Below are 25,449 nucleotides of genomic sequence, written 5' to 3' on the forward strand. Positions count from 1 at the left end.
AACACTGCAGGATAATTTTCAGGCGTTCAGCGATCTGTTCAAAAACCTTCTCTCAATTGGGTTTTTTCCTCGGGATGAAACTATTGGGGTGATGAGTCGCAATTTCTTGATATCCGTTGTCTTGCAAGCTTTGCGTCTCGGGATGGAAATGAATGCCAGAGGCTTTGAACAGATTGAAATCGTGGCGACGCCCCTGACCAAAGAAGGTACAGATGACTTCTCTGGTTTGCTGGTCGAGGATGATTTGACATTTGAGCGTATGTTGCTTCTTCTTGCCGGAATAGAAGTGTCTTTGCTTGCGATTGGGGCGTTCAATCGGAGTTTCTGTTACATCCATCACCACCACTTCAGGTCTGCCAAAGCCTCGAAACAAGCGCTTTTTACCGGGTAAACGAAATAAACCAGAGCCCATCAGACTATCCTCAAGCCAATGAACAATGCGGCAAACGGTCGATTCGGACATCCCCCAATCGGTGCCGATATGAAAGTATGGACGATATTCTCGCCAATACTCTAGGGCCACCAGCACAAGGTCCTCCAAGCAGAGGCTGGGTTTGCGACCCCGTCCTGGGGTTTCAGGCAATTGGGCTTTGAAGCTTTTGACCATGCTTTTAAAGGTGGGGCGATGCACACCAAATCTGCGTTTAAACGATTTAGGGTTGAGTCGTTGGGCTGATTCGTAGTTCATCGGCAGCAACATCAATTATCTTCGCCCTGTGGTATGCCATAGTTAGCGCTCCATTAGCAAGCACTATGAGACGAAGGAAAACATATAATCTTATCACAAAATTTTTTTGCAAGAGGTCTGTTAAGTCTAATTACTGTATGTTATGTCTATAATGTGAGGAGCAAAAAATATCTTTGGGCGCTCCACCATATCTGATTTAGCCAGTATTCCTACATCAATCAAACGTTCTATATCAGTACTGGCAGTCGGATAGGATATGTCACACATTTCTTTTACCTGAGGGATTGTGACTGCTGGTGATTCAAATAAACTTTCGATGATTCGATTGAGCCGAATATTACCTCTAGACTTGTCTAAAATCTCCATATATTTATTGCGAAGCACCAGTAACTCGCCAAAACGCCTAATAGCATCTCTCGACTGTTCGATAGTTCCTCGTAGACAAAATTTAATCCAGCCTTCCCAATTACCCTTTGAACTCACTTCGAACAATAACTTTATATATTCATCTTTATACTTATCAAAGAAGGCACTGAGATATAGCCAAGGCTTTTTAAGATTGCACTGCTCGTAAATCATCAAAGATAGGAGCAATCTTCCAACTCGACCATTTCCATCAAGGAAAGGATGAATCGTTTCGAATTGATAGTGTGCCATAAAGCAGAAGATTAGCTTATCGACATCCTTTTCTTTATGAATAGCTTTTTCAAGATCGTATAAACAAGGTTTTAGCTCATTTGGAGGCGGTGGAATAAAGCGTCTGTCTGAACCAATATGAACTTGGACACGCCGGAAATTGCCTGGATCTTTCTGTGCTCCTCTCACGCCTGCCAATAGTTCTCGGTGGATTTCTCGAATTAGGTTCAGTGAGAGTGGCCTTTCAGTCAAAAGATGCAAGCCCAACTCTAACGCTCTGTTATAGTTCCACACCTCTTGCCAAGAGCCCATTGGATCGCTCGCCGATTTTGGCTCTTTTGGATCGATCTCAAACAGCAAAAGCTGCTCTGGCGTTGCGTAAGTCCCTTCTAGGCTAGAAGAGCGCAAGGCTTCACGGCGTTGCAGTGGCCGCAACAGCAAATTGTAATTTGGAATGTTGTACCCAACGCCATCAAGCCGCGCTAATTCCTCACGCGCCAGGGCTAGTAGTTTCCAAACTTCAGTTGAGTTGTTCCATTTTATCGGTAGAGGATTAGGGATATATGCCCAGTCCTGCTTGTCACCTGTTGATATTTTCGAGAGTTTACCAGGAAATTCACCTGAAAATATATCCTCGTCCATCCAGACCTCAACAAAATTTTAATTCGCAGACCCCAATTAAAATTATAGCCGAAAAATTTTAATTCGTAATCTTGAATTAAAGTAAGTGTGGCTTTATGTGCTGAAGTGCTTGCTGGATAGGGGATTGCCCTGTAATCTCATAGCTTCCTGCTGGCGCGAACCTGAGTTTGAGCTGGCCGAATTTCTGCTGGCAAGGCGTGTCACCTTCAGAGGCAGGCTTAACAAAGCTTTGAGCCTTGCTGCTCCCCCAAGAAACCAGGGTATCTTGGCTTAGGCCAATTTCTACAGCTACTGGTTCTCCACGGCGATCGCTGCTTGGATTTGTTCGGGTGTCATGGTTGTTCCCTTCCCTATCGTAAGCCTGCGCCCCTCCCAGCTATTTCCCTTTAGCGGAAGACACCGTAAAACCCTGCTGCTTAAGTTCAGGTATATCAGGTGCCTTCCGATAAAATGAAGAGCGATCGCACCTCCGCCAAGAAACGCGATCGTCAAGAACTATAACCACCGGTATTCTAAGCGATGTCCACTACTGGAAACAACTCCAAGCGCACCAAGGTCTTTGTCAGCTACAGCCACAAGGATACTTCTGCTCTAGATCGAATGCTGGTGCATTTGGCCCCACTTGAGCGTGAAGGATTGGATCTTTGGGTCGATACAAAAATCAAATCAGGTCAGGACTGAGAAACGGAAATTAAGACGGCTTTGAATGAGGCTAGGGTTGCTATTTTGCTGGTCAGTGCTGATTTCATAGCATCTGACTTTATCTATAAGGATGAGCTGCCACCGATATTCATGGCTGCAAAAAAGGAAGGACTTGTTGTCCTACCCGTAATTCTATCTACGTGCCGCTTCAGTCGAAGTCGTTTGGGCATATTTCAGGCGGTCAATGAACCTTCTAAACCACTTCTGGAGTTGTCCTACAATGAGAAAGAAAAAGTCTGGGACCGGTTAGGTAGTCGAGTTGAAGAGCTTTTTGGATTGGAGGAAGAACAAAAGTCTAGTCAACGGGTTCCATTGCAGCCAGTTGTTTCAAATGAGGCTAAGAGCGTGTCTGAAAAGGTCAGCAGATAAAGTTGAGAGGCTGAGTTAGAGCCTCCCAACCAATGACACGCCAATCCTACGACACCGATCTAACCCCTGCCCAGTGCGAGCTTCTAGCTCCGCTATTACCGCCAGCTAAGCCAGGCGGTCGTCCCCGCAGCGTCAACGTTTTCGAAGTGGTCAATGCCATCTTCTATCTGTTGAGAGCCGGATGTGCCTGGCGTCTGCTGCCCCACGACTTCCCCGCTTGGCAAACGGTCTACCATTACTTCCGTCAGTGGGAAGCCGATGGCACCTGGGAAGCTCTCAACCATGCTCTGCGCCAGCAACTGAGAGAAACGGTGGGGCGCAATCCTTCTCCCTCGGCAGCCTGCCTGGATTCCCAATCGGTCAAAACAGCTGGTGCCGCTCAAGAAACAGGCTTTGATGGAGGCAAAAAAGTTAAAGGTCGCAAGCGCACTATCCTGGTTGATACGATGGGTCTACTGCTGGGTGCCAAGGTCCACAGTGCCCGACGCTCCGACCATGACGGCCTCACCTTGCTGGGGATTTGGTTTGCCAGTATGTGGAGTTGCTTGCAATTGATTTGGACCGATAAAACCTTTGGTGGCAAATCTTTTGTGGCTTGGGTTGAGCAAGCGTTTGGCTGGACTATTGAAGTCGTACAACGGCCTGCTGAGCAAAAAGGGTTCCAGCTTTTACCTCGGCGATGGGTGGTTGAGCGCACCTTTGCCTGGTTTGGTCGATACCGTCGCTTGAGCAAGGACTACGAATATTTGCCCACTACGAGTGAGACGATGCTTTACGCTGCTATGGTCAATCTCATGCTTCGTAGGCTGGCTTGAGACTTTTCAGACACGTTCTAAGGAGGCTCCTAAAAGCTTTTTAGAAGACCTGGGCAATGGGATAGGGCTGGAGATGATTGCAATCCCTGGGGGAGGCTTTTGGATGGGGTCGCCAGATCGTGAAGCAGAGAGGAAAGATGGTGAAGACCCTCAACATCGCGTCAATCTATCTCCATTTTGGATGGGGAAATATCCGGTAACTCAAGCACAGTGGATGGAGGTGGCGGCTTTCCCGAAAGTGGAGTTAGAGCTTAAACCTCAACCTTCATGCTTCTCCGGCCTCGACCGTCCCGTAGAGTTAATCTCTTGGCACGAGGCTGTTGAATTCTGCGCCCGTTTGGCCAGACAAACGGGCAAAGAGTATCGGCTACCCAGCGAGGCGGAATGGGAATATGCCTGTCGTGCTGGAACCTTCACCCCTTTCTCTTTTGGGGAGACCATCACAACGGACTTAGCGAATTTTGATGGCCGATCCATCTATGGGAGTGGATCGAAGGGTGAATATCGGAAACAAACCACTCCTGTAGGTACCTTCAAAGCAAATGCTTTCGGACTGTACGACATGCACGGGAACGTGTGGGAATGGTGCGAGGACCGCTGGCATGAAAATTATACGGGCGCGCCCGCAGGGGGAACCCCCTGGAATGAAGGGAAGGGTAGTAGCCGGGTGCTGCGCGGTGGTTCGTGGTACTACCCTCCGAGGCTCTGCCGGTCGGCCTTTCGCGACTGGGACTTTCCCGAGGGCCGCAACGACCTCTGCGGTTTTCGCGTCGCCTGTTCCCCCGCGAGGAATTCTTCATAGCCCTTTTTCACTTGTTGCCCTCTTGCCCTTTGCTCAAATCGCCCTAAGGACGATTTGCAATTAAGCACTTTTGCCCTTACTCAGCAGGGTTTCCAGGCTTCGATCGCCACCCAAATCGACTTGCGTTTAAACACTTTGGGGCGATCGCCTTCTCAGTCCACTCTTTGTTCGAGACGCTTCAGCACCCCACCCACGTCATTCGCAATGTCTTCAAGCGCTCGCAGTCTGAGGTCCGTCTCCTCTCTCCATTGACGGGTGGACTCAGCGTTGCTCATCACAACAGTGCTGAGCTGAGCGATCGCCGCCCCAAGCTGGGCATTGTTGCTGACGATCTGGGCATTCGTCGCGTTCATTTGCCCCAGCATGACTTCGGTGCGTTGCATGTAACCGGTTACCTGATTGGTCAATGCTTCAACAGAGTGTGCTGCTGAAGCTACTTGTTTGGCTAATTTGTCTTCGTCCATTTCAGTAGATCTCCTTTGCTGGGGGTTGGAGGCGATCGCTTACCCCTCCCCTATGGTGAGCCCGCGTCCTGCTTCACCTCTCCCAATCTGCTAAAGCTTGAATCGCTCGCGCATTGCTCTCGATGGCGCGGGCGTTGCTATCGACAAGCTGACGAGTTTCCCTCAAATCATCATGCACAGCCCTAAGGTCTTGCTCGATCGCTTCAAAGGCTTGTCTGGAAAACTCAAAGCTTTCTCGCTGTGCGTTCGCCAGTTGCGCGATTAGATCGGCAGTACGATCCTGCTTGATGGTCAACTGCGCGATCGCTGCTTGAATTTGTTCGGGCGTCATGGTTGGTTCCTATCCCTCCCATATCGTCCGATTGCGTCCTACAAGCATCCGTTCATCCAATTCAGCCGCCGCTCCACATCAAAAGTATTCATGGTGGTTGCCGCCAGCGCCTCAGTCCATGCGTCCGAGTTCCGGCCCATGCCTATGCTTTCGAGCAATACCCACATCTTCTTCGTATCGGCACTCTTCCCTTTCATCACGTCATATCGGCGGCATAGGGCAGTGATGCCAAAGTTCTCGTAAGCCTGCTGGGTACTGGAATCGATGGTGCGATCGCGATACTCAGTCCTAACAATCTCGCCAGTCCCCAGAATCGCAGCTTTGAATGGCTCAGGTGCAAATTGGGCGATCGCTTCCCGCTTCTCTACGAGTAGGCGCTGTTCGGCGGCAGCCTTAGCTTTGGCTTCTGCCACCTTCAACTCAAGCTCTAAGATCTTGCGCTGTTGGACTGGGATGACCTCGGCAGCCTTCTTTGCCAGCCGTTCACACCGCAAAAAATATTCTCTAGTGCTACGACCTTGCTCGGTGCCAGCCATCATGGCGAGCATCTTGAAGCAATCGGTGGTGAGCGTAACTTGCTCTGCATGCTTTGTGCCTGTCTGGTGCTGCTTATCAATATTGATAAGCAGGTAATCTACTCCCTCCACAAAATCTTGCAACAGCTTCCGTTTTGCATTGCCTTTGGTGCTATATCCAATCCACTTCCAAGCCTGCTCGAAGTCAATAGGAAAGTCTTCCCCAGAATCGAGCATCGACATGATAGCTGTCTCGGTGAGAGCGATCGCAGACATCACGCGGCCTCCTCGATAAGGAGGAACAGTCCATCCCGGCCTTCTAGTGGGCACTCAAAATAGTTCAGTAGCTTCTCTATCGTGTCTATATCAACCCGCTTAAAGCGGTTCCCATAGAGCTTGGAAATCGTATTGCTTGACAAGCCAATTGCATCGACCAAATCTCGCTGAGTCAGGTCGCGCTCGGCCATCAAGACCTTCAGTCGGCATTTCAGCGTTGTCTCTCCTAGGTCTTTCATCGCTGGCACCCGAGTGGTTCGCAAGCCATTCAATGGAGGATCGAACCACTCAATAAGCGCCGCTTCGACCTCGTCTAGTAGGTCTGCATCGACCTCTAAATAGGCAATGCGAACCCCTGTTCCCTTGCTCAGGTCATTCAGCCTGTGATGCTGAATCCATCTCCTATAGAGATTGGCAGACCGCCCGACGTACTGGACTTTATCTTGACCATTAATCGCCAAGTAAACAGCACTGCACTCAGGCAGATCGCCCCTCTCTTCTAAGGTGACAGATGGCAGCGATAAGGGGTCGAGAGTGGAAGAGGTAAAGGTTTCAGTCATCGTCTTCCACCTTTACAAGATCATCTAGGCTCAGCGCCTTGCCAGCCCATCGAGAGCAAATCCTCCGCAACTTAATGGCGTTGAGAAAATCCCCCTTTTCTAGCTGCCCATTTCGCGCTCTTGTGAGGGTGTGCCGGGTCACGACATCATCCTTGTACCGATCTTCGATTTCCTTGTGGACGGCATACACAGACTCCATCTCACCGCCCTCTTTGCGCGGCCACCATTCAGAAATGTCTACGTATGCCTTCATATCAATGCAAACAGTCACATTCACCTCCAGAAATACGGTAATCGCTGACTGATTACCAGGCATCCTGATTACAGGATAGCTGACTATCTAGTTATTGGAAATCAATATATTGACAATCAGTTAGCAGGATAGCATAATTAGGGCATAGAGAAAGCGCCCCCGACTACCAATCTGAAGCGCCTTCTCCACAAACAAAAGCTATTTGGAGCTTTCCACCATGCTATCCCAACCCAAAACGGCTGCTCTGAGGAGCCGTCTCGATCGCCTACAGCGCGAGCAACTCGAATACGCCCCCGCCCCCGCCAGTCTGGTTGAAATCCAACTCGATATCAGGATGGTCCGCAATCAGCTAGCTGCACTCCGGCAGACTGCCTAGCCCCCTCACCCAGCATTGCCCCTCGCAGTGCTGGGCTCCTTTATAGACCAACCACCCATGGGGATACGAGCAATGTTTATCGACCAACACGAAATCTTTTACCCCGATGCCCCCTTCCCCATATTGGAGGAGCAAATCGCGGACCTCGAAACCACCATCCGCGAAATCGAAGAGGACCCCGCCTGGTACGCAGAACTGAATTGCATGACCTTGGCACACGTCGATCGCAAACTCGATCGCCTTTACTGCCGTCTAGAAGCCCTGCAAAGCCAGCTAGAAGGCGTGCAGCGAGTAGAGCGCGAGTTTGAGGCGGCAGCAGCGATCGCCTAACCAACATCTCGACCGATGGCGATCGCGTCACTAAACCGCTCGCCAAACAATAAACCTCAGCTTCGGAGATTTGACCCATGAAACTACAAATTACCCCTGATGGCGGGCTGACTACCCGCAGCGAATTAGAGACGTTTTTGACCTGACTGGCTGGGACTGCAGAGTGTCTGGCAGAGGCAATCTATGCCAAGGATGGGGAATCAGCTCAGCATTACGCCACCTGGGGTCTGTCGCAGGACATCGAACGGGTTCGCGACCTTATCCTCTCTTTGAGATGGACTGATGACGGTCGCATAGAGGATGCCAAGATGCCCACTGACTCGGTGGCTGCCCCTCGGACCCTGATAGCTCGAACGCTGGCTGTGCTGATTGATTTGAAGGCGGGCAGACAGAATAGGGCTGCGCTGGAGTCGTTGGTTCAGGAGCTGACGCGGCTAACTATTGATGGCAGTGGGGGCTGAACTCAAACTATGGGCCACTATACCCACACTTGGTGTTAGCATATATGCACCAGATGTGGGGCCACATCTACACCCGTTCTGCAGTTATCATCATGACACGATCAACGTTTAATCTGCGTTTGCCAGAAGCCCTCAGCGCGAAGGTAAAAGCCAGGGCTGATAAAACAGGCAAGAGCCTAAATCAGGAACTCTCTGACCTGATTAACTACGCCTTCTTGCTGGAAGATTTAACTGTAGAAGATTCACAAGTAGTGATTCGTCACGCAAAGGGCTACAGGGAAGATCAAGAGGTAATTGTTCCCAATCCTCAGAAATTATATCCATGAGCCAAGGTGGTGACGGAGGCGATCGCGAAGAGTCCCAAAGCATTCCCCTTGAGGTCAAGTCAGTCGGGCCGATTAACCAGGTTACCCAGGTCAAGATCGATCTGCACCAGCCGCTTCCGCAGGCAAAAGTAGAGAAGAGTTTCCAGGATATAGCTTGGGAATCTTTAGTTTGGATAATCCAGAATCCAGAGTGGCTTTTGAAGTGGATGCTGACAGCTTTAGTTATTCAGATACTTTTCAGCCAAGGTTTCAACTTTGACACCCTCAGAAGGGTTTTCAATCTGGACTCTCAAACTTCGGGACCGCAGATCCCCTCACCCTAAAGACAGGTCGATCGCTGCTGGACGGGATCGCCCTCAACGCCCAATCCGCATCATGCTCTGCTTCAAGTAGAGCCACAAGGCTGCACAGTACAAGCTCTGGAGTTCCCAGTAAAACGCAGTTGGATTTGCCAGTGGGGCCACTCAGCTTGCTCCATTTGGCGCTGCAGCTCCCAGATGTCGCCTTGCCATTCTTCCTTTTGGCGATCGCACACATCACTTGTTCGTTAAGATCTTGGGGATAGTCGCTTTTTCGGGCTGACATGAGCGTTCAAGTTGAATTCCAAGCTACAGCCCCACCCTTACGCTGGGATGAGGCAGGGGGCATTCGGATTGGTCAAAGCCGAGTGGCCCTCGACAGTTTGCTCGCGACCTATCACGCTGGCTCAACTCCCGAAGAGATCGCCGTTCAGTATCCTATCCTTCCTCTCACGGAGATCTACGCTGCCATTGCTTACTACCTCGCCCATCGCCAGCAGATGGACGTCTACTTGGAGCAGCGCCGTCAACAAGCTCAACAGCGGCGGAAGCGCTTTACACAAGACCATAACTTGACTGACCTGAGACAACGGCTACTGGCTCGCCGTCAGTCTCAAAGAGGCTGATGTCAAGTGCGTCTATTGACCGACGAAAACTTCAATGGGGCAATATTGCGAGGGTCGATCGGACGTTTACCCGAGCTGGATGTAGTCCGAGTGCAGGATGTGGGGCTGATTCATGCTGACGATCCGACGATTCTGGATTGGGCTGCAAATGAAGAACGCATCTTGCTCATTCACGACGTCGCCACCATCACCCTGTATACCTACGAGCGCATCAGCCGTGGACTGCCCATGCCAGGGGTTGTCGAGGTCATTGCAACTGCCCCCATCGGACAGGTCATTGATGACTTGGAATTATTCATTCTGTGCAGTTAGCCTGACGAATACGAAGGTCGGATTCTGTTCATCCCGTTCTCGTAACTGTCATCGCAGTTAATTTGAGTACACACATTCAGAAGTCAATAGACCTCTTGCAAAATTAATCTGTGGTGCTATGGAAGACTTTGGCTGAGGAGCTAAGCAGCAGCAAGCTCATAGTTGTAGATAGCGGCAATCAGATTACACCGCAGGCCATAACGTTGTTCTGCGATTGCGGTAGCGTTCTCGCAGAATCCTGAAAATCTTGAGACTTCGGTTGACATGTTCAATGCAGATGCGCTCGCGCCCCAACTCTTGATTGTAAGATTTCTCCAGGGATGAGAGCTCTCCACCCTTGGGCTTTTTCCTCGGGATGAAACTATTGGGGTGATGAGTCTCAATTTCTTGATATCCGTTGTCTTGCAAGCTTTGCGTCTCGGGATGGAAATGAATGCCAGAGGCTTTGAACAGATTGAAATCGTGGCGACGCCCCTGACCAAAGAAGGTACAGATGACTTCTCTGGTTTGCTGGTCGAGGATGATTTGACACTTGAGCGTATGTTGCTTCTTCTTGCCGGAATAGAAGTGTCTTTGCTTGCGATTGGGGCGTTCAATCAGAGTTTCTGTTACATCCATCACCACCACTTCAGGTCTGCCAAAGCCTCGAAACAAGCGCTTTTTACCGGGTAAACGAAATAAACCAGAGCCCATCAGACTATCCTCAAGCCAATGAACAATGCGGCAAACGGTCGATTCGGACATCCCCCAATCGGTGCCGATATGAAAGTATGGACGATATTCTCGCCAATACTCTAGGGCCACCAGCACACGGTCCTCCAAGCAGAGGCTGGGTTTGCGACCCCGTCCTGGGGTTTCAGGCAATTGGGCTTTTAAGCTTTTGACCATGCTTTTAAAGGTGGGGCGATGCACACCAAATCGGCGTTTAAACGATTTAGGGTTGAGTCGTTGGGCTGATTCGTAGTTCATCGGCAGCAACATCAATTATCTTCGCCCTGTGGTATGCCATATTTAGCGTTCCATTAGCAAGCACTATGAGACGAAGGAAAACATATAATCTTATCACAAAATTTTTTGCAAGAGGTTTAATAGAGAGCGTTTTTTGTTTAGACGATCGGATCTGTGTTTCGAAATAGACATTTATTTTTTACTGCCAAAATGACCTTTTTTTCTCAATGTGGATCGCTCTTCTTCTCTAAACCCCATATTAGTCTTGCATATCTATCACAGTGCCCTTTATCGCAGCTTTATGCATTGAGAGGATTTAGATAATAGGGTTATTCGAGGCATGGGTTCTCGAACTGTTCGACTAAAAGGAGTCAAACCAATGATTGCAAATTACAAATACGCAGGACTTGCAGCAGCTGTTGGAGTTCTCACCGTCCTTACTGCTACCTCAGTTTCCGCTCGACCTGCTATCCTGCAACGTCTGGGCCAGATCGAAGCACAAGGCAATAGTCGCAACCGTATTGAGCGAGTCTCCTATACGCAGCGCAGAACTGAAGGTGCTGCTGTTGCTTCTACAGATGTATCCAGCACGATCGCCACCGAACCCAATGAGCGGGAGTCCGACATCTCAAGGACTCTAGAACGGATTAACGCGCGTAGATCGAGGTCGCAATAGCTTCGACTGATTTCCAATTGAGCACTCACCGAAGCATTGCTAATGAGGTACGTCATGATGACTCAAACTGTTCTGCTGTTGGAGGGTTCAACGACGGCGATCGCAGACATCTCAAACTATGCCATCCACTTGATACATGCCGATCGCTCGTTTCTCTCAGGTCGCTTGAGCGAAGAGCAGACTAAACTCGCCCAACTGCTATCGCAGATTTCGGCAGGCATCGATCCGGCAAAGGTTCGCAATGCCGCAGCAGAAATCGTTTCCTACTGCATTGTGGTAGGAGAAATGGCTAATTACGCTTGGCTGAAGCACGACGAGCTGATTTCGGCTTAAGTGGAAGTAGTGGTACAACAACTGTTGGGCTAGAAACTCCCAATTGGGTTGCTCCACTCACTAGCAGGCTACTGCCTATACGCAATTCTCAATTTAGCGAGCAATTTTTGAAGTTTTGTACAGCAGATAATATTCTGCAATCTCAGTAAACTTTTTTGGATGCAATGCATCTGCTCTTTCGTAGAGATATACACTTGCAAAGTGAAGAGAAAGTTAACCTTTTTGACTCCATAAGTCCTCGCATTTTCCGATCGCTGACTAAACAGCGGCTGGTTCGAGAGAATTGAAGTCTCTCGAGCCAACCGCGATCGCATCAAGTACTTGTGGCAAAGGATCGGGAGCGTTACGCAACCTGTTCCACTTCGATGATGTCGGGAATCGTCATACGCAGCTTGCGTTCGATACCCATCTTGAGAGTATAGGTGGAACTGGGACAGGAACCGCAAGCCCCTTGCAGGCGCAGCTTGACCACCGGACCATCCAGTTCGACTAGCTCCACGTTGCCGCCATCAGCCATCAGGTAGGGGCGTAACTCGTCCAGTACTATTTCAACATTTTCGGGAGTGAGTTCGAGGGTGTCCGCAGACATGGGTGCAATCTCCAGTCAATGGGGTGGGTTTTGTCTCTTTATTGTAGGCCAAGTCTCCCAGAGACTCATTGGAGGTGTATCTGGCGATCGCGCTCGGCGATCGTCGCATCGCTTCTGTCATCCGTGATACCGTTGAAAATAAATCACTTTTTAAAACCCTAAGAAGCGAGGGTATCCTCATGAGTCGAGAATTTCGGGTTGGCATCTTAGGTGCAACGGGAGCAGTGGGCGAGGAATTGATTGCTCTGTTGGCCGAGCGCAACTTTCCAGTCTCCCAACTCAAGCTGTTGGCTTCGGAACGCTCTGCCGGTAACACTCTCGACTTTAAAGGAGAGACTCTGACGGTTGAAGCGGTCAATGCTGATGCTTTTAAGGGGCTCGACATTATTTTTGCCTCCGCAGGCGGCAGCATCTCGAAACAGTGGGCCGATAACATCATCTCCAGCGGCGCTGTCGCGATCGATAACTCCAGCGCCTTTCGCATGGACCCCGACACGCCACTGGTCATTCCCGAAGTGAACCCCGGTGACGCGCGGCACCACAAAGGACTGATTGCAAACCCCAACTGCACCACCATTCTCATGTGCGTAGCGGTTTATCCCCTGCATCGCGTTAACCCGATTCGGCGGATTGTGGTGTCCACCTACCAATCTGCCAGCGGTGCTGGAGCCCGTGCCATGCAGGAGTTGGAGAGCCAAGCTGCCGACCTGCTGGCCGATCGCCCTGCCAATCCCCAAGTTTTTCCGCACCCAATCGCCTTTAACCTGTTCTTGCACAATTCCCCCGTGAACGACGAGGGGTACTGCCAAGAAGAAATGAAGATGGTGAACGAGGCGCGCAAGATGATGCACATCCCCGACCTGCGCCTAACAGCCACCTGTGTCCGCGTGCCGGTATTGCGCGCCCATGCCGAAGCGGTCAACATCGAGTTCGATCGCCCCTTCGATGCCGCAGAAGCAAAGCAGATTATTGCTAATGCTCCCGGCACGATGTTGATTGATGACTGGCAGGCGAACCGCTTCCCCATGCCTGTCGATGTCAGCGGCAATGACGATGTGGCCGTGGGACGCATCCGTCAGGATATTTCCCATCCCAATTGCCTCGATTTGTGGCTGTGTGGCGACCAAATTCGCAAAGGGGCTGCCCTCAATGCCATTCAAATTGGCGAGCTATTGATTCAGGAGGATTTGGTGCGGGTGCCTCAACTGGTGCGAGCGGTGTAGCGATTTGGGCATTCTGTATGGGGGGATGGCGTGCGAGCAACGCTATCTCTGTGATGCGGAGGGGCTGTGCAGTGATGTGCGGGCTCGCCCAAGTTCTGTTACATTTTGAAAGACTCTTACAATTCGTCACGATTTGTAAGGACAGCTAGCCTGCGGTCTCTGACTCATCAGGATAGAGCGGCTGGCGGGCACGAGAGCCTTTAACCCCTCACCCGAAGACTCACCCCTCCCGTTGGATTTGCCATGCTGCGCCTGGAACGTATTGCCAAAATTTATCCCAATAACGAAGTGCTCAAAGACGTGACTTGGGAGGTAAAACCGGGTCAGCGGATTGGCTTGGTGGGGGTGAATGGTGCGGGGAAAACAACGCAGCTCAAAATTGTGGCGGGGGAAATCGAGCCGACGGCCGGTCAGGTGGTGCGTCCGGCGTCCCTCAATATTGCCTATCTGACTCAGGAGTTTGAGGGGGAGCTCGATCGCTGCGTGCGCGACGAGTTTTGGACGGTGTTCGCAGAGGCGAATGAAAACCAGCAGCAGCAGAAGGTCATCCAGAAGCGATTGGAGACAATTACGCCGGATGATGCGGAGGAACTGGAAAAGCTGCTGAAAAAGATGGATCGCCTGCAGCGGGAATTTGAGGGGATGGATGGCTATGCCCTCGAAAGTCAGATTGAGAAGATGATGCCCGAGGTGGGGTTTGCGCCAGGAGATGGCGATCGCCTCATCAGCGAGTTTTCGGGGGGCTGGCAGATGCGGATTAGTTTGGGCAAGGTGCTGTTGCAGGAGCCAGATATTCTACTACTGGACGAGCCCACCAACCATTTGGATTTAAAGACGATTGAGTGGTTGGAGACCTATCTTAAGGGATTGAAGCAGCCGATGGTGATTGTGTCCCACGATCGCCATTTTCTCGATCGCCTCTGTACCCACATTGTGGAAACGGAACGCGGGGTTTCGAGTACGTATGTGGGGAATTACAGTCGCTATTTGGCGCAGAAGGAGGAAGCGGCTGCGGCTCAGGTGAGTGCCTTCGATCGGCAGCAAAAGGAGCTGGCCCAGCAGCAGGCGTTTGTGGATAAGTTTCGAGCCAGTGCGACGCGGAGCACGCAGGCTAAATCGCGGGAGAAGCAGCTCGCCAAGATCGATCGCATTGATGCACCTCAGTCCCAGTTGAAGTCTTTACAGTTCCGTTTCCCGCCTGCCCCTCGCAGCGGGCGCATGGTGGTGGAGATCTCGGATTTGACCCATGGATATGGCGACGATCTGCTCTATCTCGGCGCTGCGTTGGAGGTGGAGAGGGGCGAGCGAGTGGCGTTCCTCGGTCCCAATGGCTGCGGCAAGTCGTCGTTGTTGCGGCTGATTGTGGGGGAAGAGGAGCCGATGGATGGGGCGATCGCGTTGGGGCACAACGTTTTGCCCAGCTATTTCGCCCAGAATCAGGCGGATGCCCTCGACCTGACCAAAACGGTGATGAACACCATCCACGATGAAGCACCCCACCTGAAGGATGAAGAGGTGCGGACGATGTTGGGGCAGTTTTTGTTTTCGAATGACACCGTATTTAAGCCGGTTGAGGCGTTGAGTGGGGGTGAGAAGGGGCGGTTGGCACTTGCCAAGATGCTGCTGCGCAAGGCCAATCTGCTCGTACTGGACGAGCCCACCAACCATCTGGATATTCCGGCGAAGGAAACTTTGGAGAATGCCTTAAAGCATTACGACGGTACAGTGTTGGTGGTGTCTCACGATCGCTATTTCATTCGGCAGGTGGCCACTAAGGTGGTCGATATTCGGGATGGGGAGTTTCGCATTTATGCAGGCTATGACGAATATTACGAGAAGACCCACGCGAAGCCGAAGCAAAAGAAGAGCAAGTTGGCGGCAGGCAAAGGGAAACGACGATAGTCGCTAACAATCAGGGTTAATTCTTGACTAGACATCCTAAACCTTCATCGTCTAATACAAATTTGACCCCCTACTCATAGCAAATAGAAACGAATCCCTCTCCAACTCCAGTCAGATGCTCCTGAGCCAATCCAACGCGCATCAAAGGGCTGAGTTCCCAATCTCAGGTGAAAAGTAATTAAACCTTTATCTGACTCGTTTAAAATATGATGGCCGTATAACCTGTCTATTAATACCCATGCGTCCTGATGGAAACACTGGTAGAGCTGATTGTGAGAAAGCTTGTCACTTGCTTTCTTCGATTCATCTACGCCTTCAAATTCAATCTGATTTTTTCTATTTGTGTGCGGCTTGAATTTCCCATGTGTCATTTGACCAGAAACAACCTTGATTGCATCTAGAGAATTCCCATGGTGATGCTTACTCGATCTTTGCCCTGGATTCCAAGAAATTATATATCCAGTAAGAGCATCAGTTTGAAACACTTTTTTTCTTGCATACTCTTCATCTCCATACCTAGATTTTTCTATCAAAACCTTGCTAGATATATAAGCTTTCTGAACAATATTTCTGAACGTGTCTATGTCTAATGGATTTTTTTGCGATCGTAGACTATTTATCATACGCTGTACGCTCAGAATTGTTATGACTGTTTCTCGATATTCTGCCGTCTTTGTATATTCCTCCATATCTTTATGTTTATAGAATCTATTTAGAGAATTAGTGATTAACTCGGAAGTCACAAGCATCTTTACAAAAGCATCTCGCCGCTTTTCTGCTCGGATTTCATCGATTAAACTTTTCAGATTTTTTTCTTTGTTTGAACTGCTTTGAGATCTAATCAAAAGATACCTACTTAGGAGTTCTACATCCTCCTTCTCTACGAGACTAGTTTCATCCCGATCTGAATAGATTCTCAGATCTCGATCGCCCTCTATTATTTTAACTAGCTCCTCCAAGCTGCAATTGAGAGATTGACAGAGCATATAAATCTTCTTGATTGTCTTATCGCACTTGCCCTTTTCCCAATTCTCTAGCGTCTGTTTAGCTATACCTACTTTTTCCGCTAGCTCAACTTGAGTTAGCCCATTAATTCCTCTCAATGATTTGATTCCGTGAATTTCACTCATGAGCCAGACTCTCACTTGGGAAGCATTCAAATGAAGGAATTTATGGTACTATCAATACTTTGTCTATATAGTAGTGCCCCAGTAACACTCAATAGCAGAAGAGTGGAGATAGGTGCTTGTACGATATTTATCGTGAGCCACTTACTTTAGAGATACTTCCAATTAATATTAGCTGACAATCGATGTGAGTTTCTAGGATCTTTCTGAGATAATACTAGAAAAGTATTTTTGTCTCCTAAGTATTAGTACTCATTAAAGAGTTGAAATATATACTGCTTATATTTCTGGACTCATGTCAAACTCACTACATTAAGCAACTATGTGATTGGTTAATCCTGAACGATTCAGGATATGAGGCGCTAAAATCTTTGCCTTTCGAACACTCGCTCCTTACTTCCAGGGCACTACCTTTGATTGAAGTATTTATAAGTCAAGCTGCCGCAGTGCTTTTGAGCTAGCTGCAGTCTTGCCAATTTTCAAGCCCTTACCAAGAAAGAATTTCTTATTACTCTACCATTCAAGATATTCGAGAAGCAGAACTACTACTCGATTTATCTCTCATTTCTATTAAAATTTGGATTGGTTACCAGGATTACCTTACTAAGTGCATTTTACTTGGATGGAAAAGCGTCCTATTAGCTCTGCAGAGATTAAACATTGTCGAGGACTATTAGGCAGCTTCTCCAGAAATAAAACCAGATTCCATTTTTCTAAGTTATCGAGAAAGCACATAGAAGGGACAAAAATGCCTTGCGCAGGTGTAGCAGTACGGATCGATCTGGCAACACTTCGAGCAATTTGCTCATCCATGAAGCTATGGGGGCCTTTTACCACACCGAAGTTATCCCAAATAGCTTTATTGCATAGGTTGATAGTGCTCTCTAGCTTAATCTCGATACTATAAACCTTCCGAGACAGAGCTTGCCCGGCTAGACCTGGCCTACTCTCTCTAAAATGGCGAGCATACTCTCCAAGAGCAACATCTTGACTCTTAGCTAGATATATTGTCCTTTCTCCAGCATAATTCCAGCGATGTTCACGAACCCTCCTAACGTTTCCAAAATCAAATATTGTATTGTCTGGAGCATCTGGAATGTGCCGAATGGCATGGCCAGACCAAGGGGAACAAAAGTCTTCTAGGCTCATCAGTTGTCAGAAAGCACCCTCATAGTCTTTAGCTAGGGCCGACAAAACAAGATCGAACTTGCCCGCTTGCAGGAGATCGTAGGCAGCAAGGCCAGAAAACACTTTCAAACGGGTTCTTATAAACTTTTTAAATCCTTCAGGTGTGTATACAGAGAGGCCAAGAGCAATGACTTCTTGCAAGCTTTTGAGTGTCTCGAAGACATCAGGGGCTGGCAGCTCGCACTTACCAGGCTCCCATCCTCTAATGGTTTCTGGGCTGACCTTCATAATCTTTGCCATCTCATCATAGGTAAGTCCTAGATTTTGGCGGATGGATGAGGGGTCTAGCCCTCGAATAGGAGGACATGGCGCTGCAGGAGACATAGACATAACGATTTACCTTATGACTTAGACAACAGCTTGCAAGCATATATGTCATAAAAGTACTTTTCCCATACTTGGAGAGTATTTTACTTTACGATAAATTCGTTTTTATGACGACCAGTTTGGTGGGAGCACAATATAGAAGCACTGCTGCATACTGACAATAACTGGTATACCCAATCTAATGTCTTATAAGTATGCTCCTTGCTAGGGTAGCATAGCATTATTTTTATAGGGGCTTCTTCCAGAAGAATCTATAAAAAAACATTGACAGAGGTATTCGAACTCCTCATAATACATGCTTTTATAAACTCAGGTAGGTGGAGGTGAAGATGGGTGCAGATCGCTTCTTCGCAGTATCTCGGTCGGCACCTGGAACTGAGGGGATATACTGCCTAGCAACACGATCTCCCCCATTCAGCTTCATGCCCCTTTCCCGCCGTCAATTTCTGAGCGCCTCTGCTGCTTTCACCCTCGGGGCTTGCGCTGCCGCCACCAGCCCGACGGGAGGCAATTCCAACAACGAGCTGACCTTCTGGACCATGCAGCTCAAACCCACCTTTAACGAGTACATGGCCGCTTTGGTTGCCCAATTCGAACAACAACATCCGGGCGTGACAGTGCAGTGGGTGGATGTGCCTTGGGGGGAGATGAAGGACAAAATTCTGACGGCGATCGCCGCTCGGACAGGCCCAGATGTCGTCAATCTCAATCCGCAGTTTGCGACGAAGCTGGCAGAAAAAGACGCCTTAGTCGATTTGGGACAGCTAGTAGGGGCGGAAAATCGGGCGAACTATTTCCCCAACCTCTGGAAAGCCAATCAGTTAGGAGAGACCACCTTCGGATTGCCTTGGTACGTAGCCACCGATATTGCGGCTTACAACCGCGATCTGTTCGCGCGGGCCGGTCTCGATCCCGACAAGCCACCTCAGACCTATGAGGAGCTCGCGAGCGCCGCAACCCAAATTGCCTCAAACACGGATAAATTAGCCTTTTTGCTGACGATGGATGGCTCGCAGGTACTGGAGTCGATGGTGCAGATGGGTCTGCAACTGCTCGCTCCCGATGGTCGGGCAGCTTTTGACTCGGCGGCAGGGCGGGCAGCTTTTGGCTATTGGGTGGACTTATTCCAGCAGGGGGTTGTGCCGCGAGAAATGCTGACGGAGAGTCATCGAAGGGCGATCGAGCTCTATCAGGCGGGGGAGTTGGCCATGCTGCTGACAGGACCGCAGTTGTTAGTGCAGGTGGCTGAAAATGCTCCCAGTATTGCCAGTGTGACGGATGTGACGGCGCAAATTTCCGGTTCCAGCGGCGTCAAGAGTGCCAGTGTTATGAATGTCGCCATTCCCAAACAGGCCCGCAACATCGATCTCGCCCTCCAGTTCGCGCTGTTTGTCACCAGCGATCGCAATCAATTAGAATTTTCCAAACTTGCCAACACCTTACCCTCTACGATCGCCAGCACTCGATCGGCCTTTTTCTCTGAAGGTGGCGCAACCATCCTCGACAAAGCCCGCATCGTCAGTGCCCGACAATTACCGAACGCCGAAGTCCTGATTCCCCCAGTGGAGGGGTTAGATAAACTGCAAACCCTCATCTACGACCAGTTGCAACTGGCAATGTTGGGCAGTAAAACTGTCGAACAAGCTGTTAGCACAGCAGCTCAACAGTGGAACCAGTTAATATGAGCGATCGCTCCCCCTGGACTCCCTATCTATTCCTTTTCCCCGCTCTATTAGTGTTGGGGATTGTCTCATTCTGGCCTGCTCTACAAGCCATCTACTACAGTCTGACCAGCTACGATCTCCTCAGTCCTCCGCACTTTCACGGACTCCAGAATTATATCGACTTAGCAGGCGATCGCCTCTTTTGGAAAGTGCTTGGCAATACACTCGTCTACTTAGCCGTTGCCGTTCCAGCACTCATTTTTTTGCCTCTTATTTTAGCGATTCTAGTCAACCAAAAGCTGAAAGGCATTCACACCTTTCGCGTACTCTACTATCTGCCAGTGGTTGTTTCCGTTGTGGTTGCCGGGCTTGCTTGGAAATGGATTTATGCCGAGAATGGACTACTAAATTTTCTGCTATCTTTACTCACCTTCCGAGAGATTCGTATCCCCTGGCTGACCGATCCCAATTTGGCTCTGCTGGCCATTATTGCTGTCACGGTTTGGAAGGGGTTGGGTTATTATATGGTGATTTATCTGGCCGGATTGCAGTCTATTCCTCAAAATGTTTACGAAGCGGCTGAGATTGATGGCTCGGATGGCTGGCAGAAACATTGGGATATTACGGTGCCGTTGATGAGACCCTATCTGTTTCTAGTGGGAGTGTTAGCGGCGATCGCTTCTATGAAAGTCTTTGAAGAAATCTACGCGATCTCTCCCAATGGCGGTCCGGCCAACAGTACGAAGACACTGGTGTACTATCTGTACGAAAAAGGCTTTAGCGATTTAGACATGGGGTATGCGGCGGCAATCGGAGTGGTTCTGTTTGCGATTGTTGTGGGATTATCTCTATCCGCGGCTCGCCTCTTACACATTCGAGGAATCCAATTGTGAAGCGAGCCATTTGGACAGCGCTGCGCAACTACTGGCTGTTGGTGGCGATCGCCATTGTCGCCGTCGGACCCATCCTCTGGCTCTTCAGCACTGCCCTCAAATCCCCCAGCGAAAATATCTTTGCCTATCCCCCTCAACTGATTCCACAAGCTCCGACGTTGGAAAACTTTGGCCGCGTTTGGCGAGATAATCCCTTCCCGCAATATTTATGGAACAGTTCGGTGGTGTCGGCGATCGCCGTTGTCTGCAATCTCCTCTTTTGCTCCCTCGCCGCCTATCCCCTCGCGCGTCTCGAGTTTCGCGGCAAATCCCTTATTTTCTGGGGAATTGTCGGCACTAGTGCTATTCCCTTTCAAATTACGATGATTCCGCTATACGTTCTTGCCGTTCAACTGAATTTAAAAAATACCTATTTAGGGTTAGTCTTTCCCTATGCCACTTCAGCTTTCGGGATTTTCCTCTTGCGCCAAGCCTTCCAAACGGTTCCTCTAGAACTGGAAGAGGCTGCTCGCATTGATGGCTGCAGTCCTATCGGAATTTGGTGGAATGTCATGCTTCCATCGATTCGATCTGCGCTGACCACCCTAGCGATCTTTACCTTTGTGGGTATGTGGGGAGATTTTTTGTGGCCACTGGTGATGTTGGACGATCCCCAACGGTTTACGTTGCCTTTGGGGGTGGCCAATTTGGCGAGTGCCTTTTCGGCAGATTGGCGGGCGATCGCCGCTGGCTCCATCCTCTCGATCCTGCCAGTCTTGGGCTTTTTTGCCGCCCTGCAGCAGTTCATCATTCCCTCAGAGTCGGGTAGCGGCATTAAAGGCTAGGGAGAGAACTGCGATCGCCCTTCCTCAACTGGGTCGCCAAAACCAGCAAGCTCAGGAAGACAGAGGCGACTATCGCAGTCACAGCAATGAGAGGAATAGCATGCTGCCGGACTGCGATCGCGATCGAGGCCCAGACAATCACGAGAGGATAGGCTGCATCTTTTCGATGGGTGGCAGCGATCGTGGCGATCGCCGCACTCACAATGATTAAAATTGCGGTCCAGACAGGCGGTGAAATCCCCCAACCGCTCCAGTCTAGAGCAGAGAGGGCTATGGCAACGTTGACGACTGTGGCGACGGTAATCCAGCCCAGGTAGATGCTGATGGGCTGGCGGACGAGCCATTGTTCTTGGGGGGAGACTCGTTGCTGGCCCACCTCCAGCCTCAGGTAGATGGCAATCAGGGGCAGCAAGATACCCAGCATAGCCAGAAGGGATAAGAGGAACTGGCGAGAGAGAAACAGAAAGACCCAAATAGCTTGGGCGATACAGGCCCACACCAGTCGATATCCTATGCGGCGCAAGCTGGGATTTTGTCGTTGGGCGGGGAGCAGTTGATAGACGCCAAAAGAAAATAGGGCCAGATAAATGAGGCCCCAAATGGCAAAGGCGTAGCTGGCCGGCGTAATTTGTACGCCGGCAAAAAGGGTGTTAGAAATCTCGCCAATGTTGAGCCCATTGAGGGGATAGAAATTGGAGAGTACATTGACGAGGAATGCGCCCAAAATGGCTGCGATCGTCGCTAGTTGTCGTAGCAGGTCGGATGGCATTGCTCAGCTCAGAAAGATATAAGAAGTTGTGGTAGTCAATCCGATATGCGCATCCCCAATGCCCAGTCGCGATCGCCAATTGCCCTCGCGCTAAGACACCTCGCCCTCACCTCAATGTCTCAGCCGGTGCAGTCTCTGATGGTGCTGCTCTGACGAGATGCGATTGTAGATCGAGCACAGGTCGGCCAGTTTTTCCACCACCTCAGAAGAGAGTAAATCGGAGGTAAACCGCCACTGCCAGTTCTCCGTCACTGTTGCGGGGAAATTCATGCGGGAGTCGCGATCGAGCCCCAACACATCCTGCAGGGGAATGACGGCGATATCTGCCACAGAAGACATTGCCATGCGAATAAAGTCCCAATGAATGCCGTCATGGCGGATGTCATCGAGGGAGCGATAGCCCAGATAGCGGAGCACATTCTGGCGTTCGTGAGGGGCGATGCCGTAGCCTCGATCGGGCCGCATGTGTTCTCCGTAAAACCATCCCACCATCGTGTCGTTATCGTGGGTTCCAGTGTAGACGGCGCAATTGCGAACGTAGTTAAACGGAAGGTAGGGGTTGTTGGGGTTGCCGTCAAAGGCAAACTGCAAAATCCGCATGCCGGGAAATTGGAATTGGTCCCGCAGAGCTTCCACTTCGGGAGTAATCACCCCCAAGTCTTCTGCCACAATCGGCAACTGTCCCAGGCGATCGCGCAATACTTCAAAAAAATGTGCCCCCGGTCCTTCCACCCATTTGCCCTCAATCGCCGTCTCGGCACCCCCCGGCACCGACCAATAAGCTTCAAAGGCCCGGAAATGATCGATGCGTACAACGTCCACAAACCGCAGTAGGTGCTGAAACCGGAAGATCCACCAGTCGTAACCGCGCTCTTTCAGTACATCCCAGCGGTAAATTGGATTGCCCCACAGCTGGCCAGTATCGCTGAAATAGTCGGGCGGGACGCCAGCCACTTGCTCCGGTTTGCAGTCTTCGTCGAGGTAAAACCGTTCGCGGTTGGCCCAAACATCGGCACTGTTATAGGCCACGTAAATGGGCACATCGCCGAAAATTTTGACATCGTGCTTGCCCGCATAGGCTTTGAGATCGAGCCATTGCTGCAAAAACACAAACTCGACAAACTGACGATATTCAATTTCATCCGCATACATCTGGCGGGCAGCAGCGATCGCCTCTGGCTCCCGCCGTGCAATACTCGCCCCCTCGATATCCGGCCAATCGCACCACTCGCAACCCTCGTGAGCTGCATGCAGGACCGCAAAGAGAGCATAGTCGTCCAGCCAATCAGCTTCTGCCTGACAAAACACTTGAAAGTCTTTGTGTCGGGTATCGCTCGCATCTGCCTTAAAGCGCGCAAACGCCGTGCGCATCAAATGGCGCTTGAGCCGGATCGTGGCGGGGTAATCGACTAAACCCGGAAATTGAGCCTGGAGTTGCGGCCACTCGGCGGTGGTTTGCCAATCTTGAGGATCGAGCCAGCCCGCCTGCGCCAGCAATTCGGGGCTGATCAGCAAGGGGTTGCCCGCGATCGCCGAATAACAAGCATAGGGTGAATTCCCAAATCCCGTCGGCCCTAATGGCAGAATTTGCCACAATTTCTGGCCGCCCGCCACCAAAAAATCGACGAACTGGTAGGCGGTTGGCCCCATATCGCCAATGCCAAACGGACTGGGTAGAGAGGTGGGATGCAGTAAAATCCCACTCATGCGATCGAATGGCACAGTTTGTCCCCGCGAATATCTTCCAAAGTCTATCGCGTTAGAGCAATTTTCAGGTGGACCGCATACGCTCTAATACTCAAATCCAGAACCTCCAACCTCCTTCGGCACAGAAGATATACGACTCACCTTGAAAATGCTTTCTGTGGGACAGAGTTCTGCCGACGCCGCTTGAATTTCATATACTAGCTAGCGATAGTTACTTCGAAGTAGGTGTGTGACAGAACTCAATACGAGCATTCCCAGTACTCGCTGGCTGCAGGCGCTGATTCAAACCCATCGCACTGTAGAGATAAAACTCCAAACCTCCGATCTAATAGCGGGCAGCATCCAATGGATCGATCCCGATTGCATTTGTTTGATCGATAGTAGTGGGGCCGAGCAGTTGATCTGGCGGCAAGCGATCGCGATCGTGCGGCCCATTTGAGTGGAAGAGCAGCACCCGTAGAGGGTTGACCGGCTAGGGAAATCGGGGGGTCGAATGGGGAATGGCTCGACGCTCTATTCGGAGATCGCAGGGGTTCGGAGGGTCGACCAGTTAGCGGTACAGTGAACATCGCGTTTGAATGGGAGGCTCGATATGGAAGTCATTCCAGCTATTGACCTGCTGGGGGGGCGCTGCGTGCGCCTGTTTCAGGGGGATTACGATCGCTCGGAGGTGTTTGGGGACGATCCGGTGGCGATGGCCCGTCGTTGGGCTGATGCAGGGGCTACCCGCCTGCATTTGGTGGATCTGGACGGGGCGAAAACGGGAGAGCCGGTTAATTTTGAGGCGATTCGAGCGATTGTCTCCGCCCTCGATATCCCCGTGCAGGTGGGGGGAGGGGTGCGATCGCTGGTCACAGCCGAGCAACTGTTGGGCTTTGGGGTAGATCGCGTCATCGTGGGTACGCTGGCGGTGGAGCAGCCGGAGCTCTTAGCTCTGATGTGCGATCGCCATCCCCATCGCATTGCCGTCGGCATTGATGCCCGTAACGGCAAGGTGGCCACGCGGGGCTGGGTGGATACTACCGAGGTGAAGGCGACCGATTTGGTCGAGCAGGTTTGCCAGCATGCGATCGCCGCCATTATCTACACCGATATTCATCGCGACGGCACCCTCAGCGGCCCTAACATCGAACAACTGAGGGCGGTGACCGAGGTCTCGTCCGTTCCGGCGATCGCATCGGGGGGCATTAGTTCTATTACCGATCTGCTAGCCCTGCTCCCCCTATGCTCCCCAGGGCGGGCGGGGGCTGCCGTAGTCGGGGCGATCGTCGGCAAGGCTCTGTATGCAGGCAGCATTTCCCTTAAAGAAGCCCTGCAGGCAGTGGGGAACGGTCGCTGGCAAGATATACCGGAAACTTGGGCGGATGGCTCGGCCCTAGCTTAGTCTGGGGTCAGTCTGAAAGAACTACCAGACCTGAGTTCCAGGTTCGGGGATAGAAGGCGATCGAGCAGATTAAAAAGTAGTTAAACTTTTGTGTCCCCATTTAGGGGCTTCA

Annotated in this window: 32 protein-coding genes and 1 pseudogene; 19 read left to right on the forward strand and 14 right to left on the reverse strand. The window is 50.7% G+C overall.

The genetic code is table 11. The features are described 5' to 3' along the window. Positions 1-58: 58 nt before the first annotated feature. A pseudogene (locus SYN7336_RS05990) lies at positions 59-688 on the reverse strand (transposase family protein); the annotation flags it as partial. A 126-nt stretch (positions 689-814) separates the two neighbouring features. Continuing rightward, positions 815-1,966, reverse strand: a complete 1,152-nt coding sequence (locus SYN7336_RS05995; protein ID WP_017325024.1) for a Fic family protein — start codon at positions 1,964-1,966, stop codon at positions 815-817. A 702-nt stretch (positions 1,967-2,668) separates the two neighbouring features. On the opposite strand from SYN7336_RS05995, the gene SYN7336_RS27740 reads away from it, so the two are divergent. The 3 genes from SYN7336_RS27740 (at position 2,669) to SYN7336_RS06020 (ending at position 4,654) form a co-directional block, all read left to right on the forward strand. Continuing rightward, positions 2,669-3,037, forward strand: coding sequence for a hypothetical protein (locus tag SYN7336_RS27740; RefSeq protein WP_017325027.1), 369 nt, complete (start codon positions 2,669-2,671; stop codon positions 3,035-3,037). A gap of 32 nt (positions 3,038-3,069) precedes the next feature. Beyond that, the gene (locus tag SYN7336_RS06015; RefSeq protein ID WP_017324155.1) at positions 3,070-3,852 is read left to right on the forward strand and encodes an IS5 family transposase; all 783 of its coding nucleotides are present in this window, start codon (positions 3,070-3,072) and stop codon (positions 3,850-3,852) included. Between the two features lie 73 nt (positions 3,853-3,925). Beyond that, a complete protein-coding gene (locus SYN7336_RS06020) occupies positions 3,926-4,654 on the forward strand; it encodes a formylglycine-generating enzyme family protein (RefSeq protein WP_156820048.1) in 729 nt (242 codons plus the stop codon). A 152-nt stretch (positions 4,655-4,806) separates the two neighbouring features. Here SYN7336_RS06020 and SYN7336_RS06025 read toward each other — a convergent pair whose 3' ends face one another. The 5 genes from SYN7336_RS06025 to SYN7336_RS06055 form a co-directional block, all read right to left on the reverse strand. After that, complete coding sequence (locus SYN7336_RS06025; protein WP_017325029.1) at positions 4,807-5,118, reverse strand: hypothetical protein; 312 nt, start codon at positions 5,116-5,118, stop codon at positions 4,807-4,809. 73 nt (positions 5,119-5,191) lie between these two features. Then, entirely contained in the window at positions 5,192-5,449 is a 258-nt protein-coding gene (locus SYN7336_RS06030) for a hypothetical protein (protein WP_017325030.1), read from the reverse strand. Between the two features lie 38 nt (positions 5,450-5,487). Further along, a complete protein-coding gene (locus SYN7336_RS24665; protein ID WP_038025760.1) occupies positions 5,488-6,240 on the reverse strand; it encodes a hypothetical protein in 753 nt (250 codons plus the stop codon). Then, entirely contained in the window at positions 6,240-6,800 is a 561-nt protein-coding gene (locus tag SYN7336_RS27745; protein ID WP_051039768.1) for a helix-turn-helix domain-containing protein, read from the reverse strand. Before SYN7336_RS27745 ends, SYN7336_RS24665 begins: the two co-directional genes overlap by 1 nt. Beyond that, positions 6,793-7,116: a hypothetical protein gene (locus SYN7336_RS06055; RefSeq protein ID WP_017325033.1), complete on the reverse strand. Its 324-nt coding sequence runs from the start codon at positions 7,114-7,116 to the stop codon at positions 6,793-6,795. The genes SYN7336_RS27745 and SYN7336_RS06055 overlap by 8 nt, the downstream gene beginning before the upstream one ends. A 154-nt stretch (positions 7,117-7,270) precedes the next feature. On the opposite strand from SYN7336_RS06055, the gene SYN7336_RS30605 reads away from it, so the two are divergent. From SYN7336_RS30605 to SYN7336_RS24675, 7 genes are all read left to right on the forward strand, one after another. Then, complete coding sequence (locus SYN7336_RS30605) at positions 7,271-7,429, forward strand: hypothetical protein (protein ID WP_017325034.1); 159 nt, start codon at positions 7,271-7,273, stop codon at positions 7,427-7,429. A gap of 72 nt (positions 7,430-7,501) precedes the next feature. After that, positions 7,502-7,759, forward strand: coding sequence for a hypothetical protein (locus tag SYN7336_RS06065; RefSeq protein ID WP_017325035.1), 258 nt, complete (start codon positions 7,502-7,504; stop codon positions 7,757-7,759). Between the two features lie 308 nt (positions 7,760-8,067). Then, entirely contained in the window at positions 8,068-8,220 is a 153-nt protein-coding gene (locus tag SYN7336_RS06070; RefSeq protein ID WP_156820049.1) for a hypothetical protein, read from the forward strand. 44 nt (positions 8,221-8,264) lie between these two features. Continuing rightward, positions 8,265-8,546: an Arc family DNA-binding protein gene (locus SYN7336_RS06075; RefSeq protein WP_038025763.1), complete on the forward strand. Its 282-nt coding sequence runs from the start codon at positions 8,265-8,267 to the stop codon at positions 8,544-8,546. Then, positions 8,543-8,869 (forward strand): hypothetical protein, encoded by a 327-nt coding sequence (locus SYN7336_RS06080; RefSeq protein WP_017325038.1) that lies wholly within the window; start codon positions 8,543-8,545, stop codon positions 8,867-8,869. The genes SYN7336_RS06075 and SYN7336_RS06080 overlap by 4 nt, the downstream gene beginning before the upstream one ends. A 260-nt stretch (positions 8,870-9,129) precedes the next feature. After that, positions 9,130-9,471 carry a DUF433 domain-containing protein gene (locus tag SYN7336_RS06090; protein WP_017325040.1) on the forward strand — a complete coding sequence of 114 codons (342 nt, stop codon included), beginning with the start codon at positions 9,130-9,132 and terminating at the stop codon, positions 9,469-9,471. Positions 9,472-9,477: 6 nt separating this feature from the next. After that, positions 9,478-9,783 carry a DUF5615 family PIN-like protein gene (locus SYN7336_RS24675; RefSeq protein WP_051039769.1) on the forward strand — a complete coding sequence of 102 codons (306 nt, stop codon included), beginning with the start codon at positions 9,478-9,480 and terminating at the stop codon, positions 9,781-9,783. A gap of 140 nt (positions 9,784-9,923) precedes the next feature. Here SYN7336_RS24675 and SYN7336_RS24680 read toward each other — a convergent pair. Further along, positions 9,924-10,752 (reverse strand): IS5 family transposase gene (locus SYN7336_RS24680; RefSeq protein ID WP_227498609.1). Its coding sequence is split into 2 segments (ribosomal slippage): positions 9,924-9,992 and positions 9,994-10,752, totalling 828 coding nucleotides; the frame shifts between segments, so codons are not numbered across the junction. Positions 10,753-11,110: 358 nt separating this feature from the next. Between SYN7336_RS24680 and SYN7336_RS30610 the strand changes: the two genes are divergently transcribed. Then, positions 11,111-11,407 (forward strand): hypothetical protein, encoded by a 297-nt coding sequence (locus SYN7336_RS30610; protein WP_156820050.1) that lies wholly within the window; start codon positions 11,111-11,113, stop codon positions 11,405-11,407. A gap of 57 nt (positions 11,408-11,464) precedes the next feature. Further along, on the forward strand, positions 11,465-11,740 hold the full coding sequence (locus SYN7336_RS06105) for a hypothetical protein (RefSeq protein WP_017325042.1): 276 nt from the start codon (positions 11,465-11,467) through the stop codon (positions 11,738-11,740). A gap of 343 nt (positions 11,741-12,083) precedes the next feature. On the opposite strand, the gene SYN7336_RS06115 is transcribed toward SYN7336_RS06105, so the two are convergent. Continuing rightward, positions 12,084-12,329 (reverse strand): NifU family protein, encoded by a 246-nt coding sequence (locus tag SYN7336_RS06115; RefSeq protein ID WP_017325044.1) that lies wholly within the window; start codon positions 12,327-12,329, stop codon positions 12,084-12,086. Positions 12,330-12,508: 179 nt separating this feature from the next. Here SYN7336_RS06115 and SYN7336_RS06120 point away from each other — a divergent pair, with 179 nt between their 5' ends. Continuing rightward, the gene (locus SYN7336_RS06120; protein WP_017325045.1) at positions 12,509-13,552 is read left to right on the forward strand and encodes an aspartate-semialdehyde dehydrogenase; all 1,044 of its coding nucleotides are present in this window, start codon (positions 12,509-12,511) and stop codon (positions 13,550-13,552) included. A 243-nt stretch (positions 13,553-13,795) separates the two neighbouring features. Further along, complete coding sequence (locus tag SYN7336_RS24685; RefSeq protein WP_017325046.1) at positions 13,796-15,454, forward strand: ABC-F family ATP-binding cassette domain-containing protein; 1,659 nt, start codon at positions 13,796-13,798, stop codon at positions 15,452-15,454. A 74-nt stretch (positions 15,455-15,528) separates the two neighbouring features. Here SYN7336_RS24685 and SYN7336_RS27750 read toward each other — a convergent pair whose 3' ends face one another. From SYN7336_RS27750 to SYN7336_RS06135, 3 genes are all read right to left on the reverse strand, one after another. Next, complete coding sequence (locus SYN7336_RS27750; protein ID WP_017325047.1) at positions 15,529-16,584, reverse strand: helix-turn-helix domain-containing protein; 1,056 nt, start codon at positions 16,582-16,584, stop codon at positions 15,529-15,531. A gap of 600 nt (positions 16,585-17,184) precedes the next feature. Next, positions 17,185-17,730, reverse strand: coding sequence for an RES domain-containing protein (locus SYN7336_RS28690; RefSeq protein WP_071590750.1), 546 nt, complete (start codon positions 17,728-17,730; stop codon positions 17,185-17,187). A 6-nt stretch (positions 17,731-17,736) separates the two neighbouring features. Further along, complete coding sequence (locus SYN7336_RS06135) at positions 17,737-18,099, reverse strand: DNA-binding transcriptional regulator (protein ID WP_156820051.1); 363 nt, start codon at positions 18,097-18,099, stop codon at positions 17,737-17,739. A gap of 419 nt (positions 18,100-18,518) precedes the next feature. On the opposite strand from SYN7336_RS06135, the gene SYN7336_RS06140 reads away from it, so the two are divergent. Genes SYN7336_RS06140 through SYN7336_RS06150 form a run of 3 tightly spaced genes read left to right on the forward strand, consistent with a single transcriptional unit; the run spans position 18,519 to position 21,477 of the window. Further along, positions 18,519-19,781 (forward strand): ABC transporter substrate-binding protein, encoded by a 1,263-nt coding sequence (locus tag SYN7336_RS06140; RefSeq protein WP_017325049.1) that lies wholly within the window; start codon positions 18,519-18,521, stop codon positions 19,779-19,781. Next, the gene (locus SYN7336_RS06145; RefSeq protein ID WP_017325050.1) at positions 19,778-20,653 is read left to right on the forward strand and encodes a carbohydrate ABC transporter permease; all 876 of its coding nucleotides are present in this window, start codon (positions 19,778-19,780) and stop codon (positions 20,651-20,653) included. Before SYN7336_RS06140 ends, SYN7336_RS06145 begins: the two co-directional genes overlap by 4 nt. Then, a complete protein-coding gene (locus SYN7336_RS06150) occupies positions 20,650-21,477 on the forward strand; it encodes an ABC transporter permease subunit (RefSeq protein ID WP_017325051.1) in 828 nt (275 codons plus the stop codon). Before SYN7336_RS06145 ends, SYN7336_RS06150 begins: the two co-directional genes overlap by 4 nt. Here the strand turns inward: SYN7336_RS06150 and SYN7336_RS06155 are convergent. Both SYN7336_RS06155 and malQ read right to left on the reverse strand, forming a co-directional pair. Next, entirely contained in the window at positions 21,467-22,246 is a 780-nt protein-coding gene (locus tag SYN7336_RS06155; RefSeq protein ID WP_017325052.1) for a hypothetical protein, read from the reverse strand. The genes SYN7336_RS06150 and SYN7336_RS06155 overlap by 11 nt on opposite strands. A gap of 111 nt (positions 22,247-22,357) precedes the next feature. Next, positions 22,358-23,953: a 4-alpha-glucanotransferase gene (malQ, locus tag SYN7336_RS06160; protein WP_017325053.1), complete on the reverse strand. Its 1,596-nt coding sequence runs from the start codon at positions 23,951-23,953 to the stop codon at positions 22,358-22,360. 229 nt (positions 23,954-24,182) lie between these two features. On the opposite strand from malQ, the gene SYN7336_RS06165 reads away from it, so the two are divergent. Both SYN7336_RS06165 and hisA read left to right on the forward strand, forming a co-directional pair. After that, positions 24,183-24,392 carry a hypothetical protein gene (locus SYN7336_RS06165; protein ID WP_017325054.1) on the forward strand — a complete coding sequence of 70 codons (210 nt, stop codon included), beginning with the start codon at positions 24,183-24,185 and terminating at the stop codon, positions 24,390-24,392. A gap of 153 nt (positions 24,393-24,545) precedes the next feature. After that, on the forward strand, positions 24,546-25,337 hold the full coding sequence (hisA, locus tag SYN7336_RS06170; RefSeq protein ID WP_017325055.1) for a 1-(5-phosphoribosyl)-5-[(5-phosphoribosylamino)methylideneamino]imidazole-4-carboxamide isomerase: 792 nt from the start codon (positions 24,546-24,548) through the stop codon (positions 25,335-25,337). The last annotated feature ends 112 nt before the right edge of the window (positions 25,338-25,449 follow it).

The organism is Synechococcus sp. PCC 7336 (assembly GCF_000332275.1).
GTDB lineage: Bacteria > Cyanobacteriota > Cyanobacteriia > Thermostichales > PCC-7336 > PCC-7336.

What these genes read in the sequence shown, in the direction of transcription:
- SYN7336_RS06065 (WP_017325035.1), top strand. Translation starts at nt 7,502, where the DNA reads ATGTTTATCGACCAACACGAAATCTTTTACCCCGATGCCCCCTTCCCC.
- SYN7336_RS05995 (WP_017325024.1), bottom strand. Translation starts at nt 1,966, where the DNA reads ATGGACGAGGATATATTTTCAGGTGAATTTCCTGGTAAACTCTCGAAA.
- SYN7336_RS06155 (WP_017325052.1), bottom strand. Translation starts at nt 22,246, where the DNA reads ATGCCATCCGACCTGCTACGACAACTAGCGACGATCGCAGCCATTTTG.
- SYN7336_RS06140 (WP_017325049.1), top strand. Translation starts at nt 18,519, where the DNA reads ATGCCCCTTTCCCGCCGTCAATTTCTGAGCGCCTCTGCTGCTTTCACC.
- SYN7336_RS06145 (WP_017325050.1), top strand. Translation starts at nt 19,778, where the DNA reads ATGAGCGATCGCTCCCCCTGGACTCCCTATCTATTCCTTTTCCCCGCT.
- SYN7336_RS27745 (WP_051039768.1), bottom strand. Translation starts at nt 6,800, where the DNA reads ATGACTGAAACCTTTACCTCTTCCACTCTCGACCCCTTATCGCTGCCA.
- SYN7336_RS24665 (WP_038025760.1), bottom strand. Translation starts at nt 6,240, where the DNA reads ATGTCTGCGATCGCTCTCACCGAGACAGCTATCATGTCGATGCTCGAT.
- SYN7336_RS06020 (WP_156820048.1), top strand. Translation starts at nt 3,926, where the DNA reads ATGATTGCAATCCCTGGGGGAGGCTTTTGGATGGGGTCGCCAGATCGT.
- SYN7336_RS06025 (WP_017325029.1), bottom strand. Translation starts at nt 5,118, where the DNA reads ATGGACGAAGACAAATTAGCCAAACAAGTAGCTTCAGCAGCACACTCT.
- SYN7336_RS30605 (WP_017325034.1), top strand. Translation starts at nt 7,271, where the DNA reads ATGCTATCCCAACCCAAAACGGCTGCTCTGAGGAGCCGTCTCGATCGC.
- SYN7336_RS30610 (WP_156820050.1), top strand. Translation starts at nt 11,111, where the DNA reads ATGATTGCAAATTACAAATACGCAGGACTTGCAGCAGCTGTTGGAGTT.
- SYN7336_RS06120 (WP_017325045.1), top strand. Translation starts at nt 12,509, where the DNA reads ATGAGTCGAGAATTTCGGGTTGGCATCTTAGGTGCAACGGGAGCAGTG.
- SYN7336_RS06135 (WP_156820051.1), bottom strand. Translation starts at nt 18,099, where the DNA reads ATGTCTATGTCTCCTGCAGCGCCATGTCCTCCTATTCGAGGGCTAGAC.
- SYN7336_RS06080 (WP_017325038.1), top strand. Translation starts at nt 8,543, where the DNA reads ATGAGCCAAGGTGGTGACGGAGGCGATCGCGAAGAGTCCCAAAGCATT.
- SYN7336_RS06055 (WP_017325033.1), bottom strand. Translation starts at nt 7,116, where the DNA reads ATGCCTGGTAATCAGTCAGCGATTACCGTATTTCTGGAGGTGAATGTG.
- hisA (WP_017325055.1), top strand. Translation starts at nt 24,546, where the DNA reads ATGGAAGTCATTCCAGCTATTGACCTGCTGGGGGGGCGCTGCGTGCGC.
- SYN7336_RS06030 (WP_017325030.1), bottom strand. Translation starts at nt 5,449, where the DNA reads ATGACGCCCGAACAAATTCAAGCAGCGATCGCGCAGTTGACCATCAAG.
- SYN7336_RS06115 (WP_017325044.1), bottom strand. Translation starts at nt 12,329, where the DNA reads ATGTCTGCGGACACCCTCGAACTCACTCCCGAAAATGTTGAAATAGTA.
- SYN7336_RS27750 (WP_017325047.1), bottom strand. Translation starts at nt 16,584, where the DNA reads ATGAGTGAAATTCACGGAATCAAATCATTGAGAGGAATTAATGGGCTA.
- SYN7336_RS06075 (WP_038025763.1), top strand. Translation starts at nt 8,265, where the DNA reads ATGCACCAGATGTGGGGCCACATCTACACCCGTTCTGCAGTTATCATC.
- SYN7336_RS24685 (WP_017325046.1), top strand. Translation starts at nt 13,796, where the DNA reads ATGCTGCGCCTGGAACGTATTGCCAAAATTTATCCCAATAACGAAGTG.
- malQ (WP_017325053.1), bottom strand. Translation starts at nt 23,953, where the DNA reads ATGAGTGGGATTTTACTGCATCCCACCTCTCTACCCAGTCCGTTTGGC.
- SYN7336_RS06105 (WP_017325042.1), top strand. Translation starts at nt 11,465, where the DNA reads ATGACTCAAACTGTTCTGCTGTTGGAGGGTTCAACGACGGCGATCGCA.
- SYN7336_RS06015 (WP_017324155.1), top strand. Translation starts at nt 3,070, where the DNA reads ATGACACGCCAATCCTACGACACCGATCTAACCCCTGCCCAGTGCGAG.
- SYN7336_RS06070 (WP_156820049.1), top strand. Translation starts at nt 8,068, where the DNA reads ATGCCCACTGACTCGGTGGCTGCCCCTCGGACCCTGATAGCTCGAACG.
- SYN7336_RS28690 (WP_071590750.1), bottom strand. Translation starts at nt 17,730, where the DNA reads ATGAGCCTAGAAGACTTTTGTTCCCCTTGGTCTGGCCATGCCATTCGG.
- SYN7336_RS06090 (WP_017325040.1), top strand. Translation starts at nt 9,130, where the DNA reads ATGAGCGTTCAAGTTGAATTCCAAGCTACAGCCCCACCCTTACGCTGG.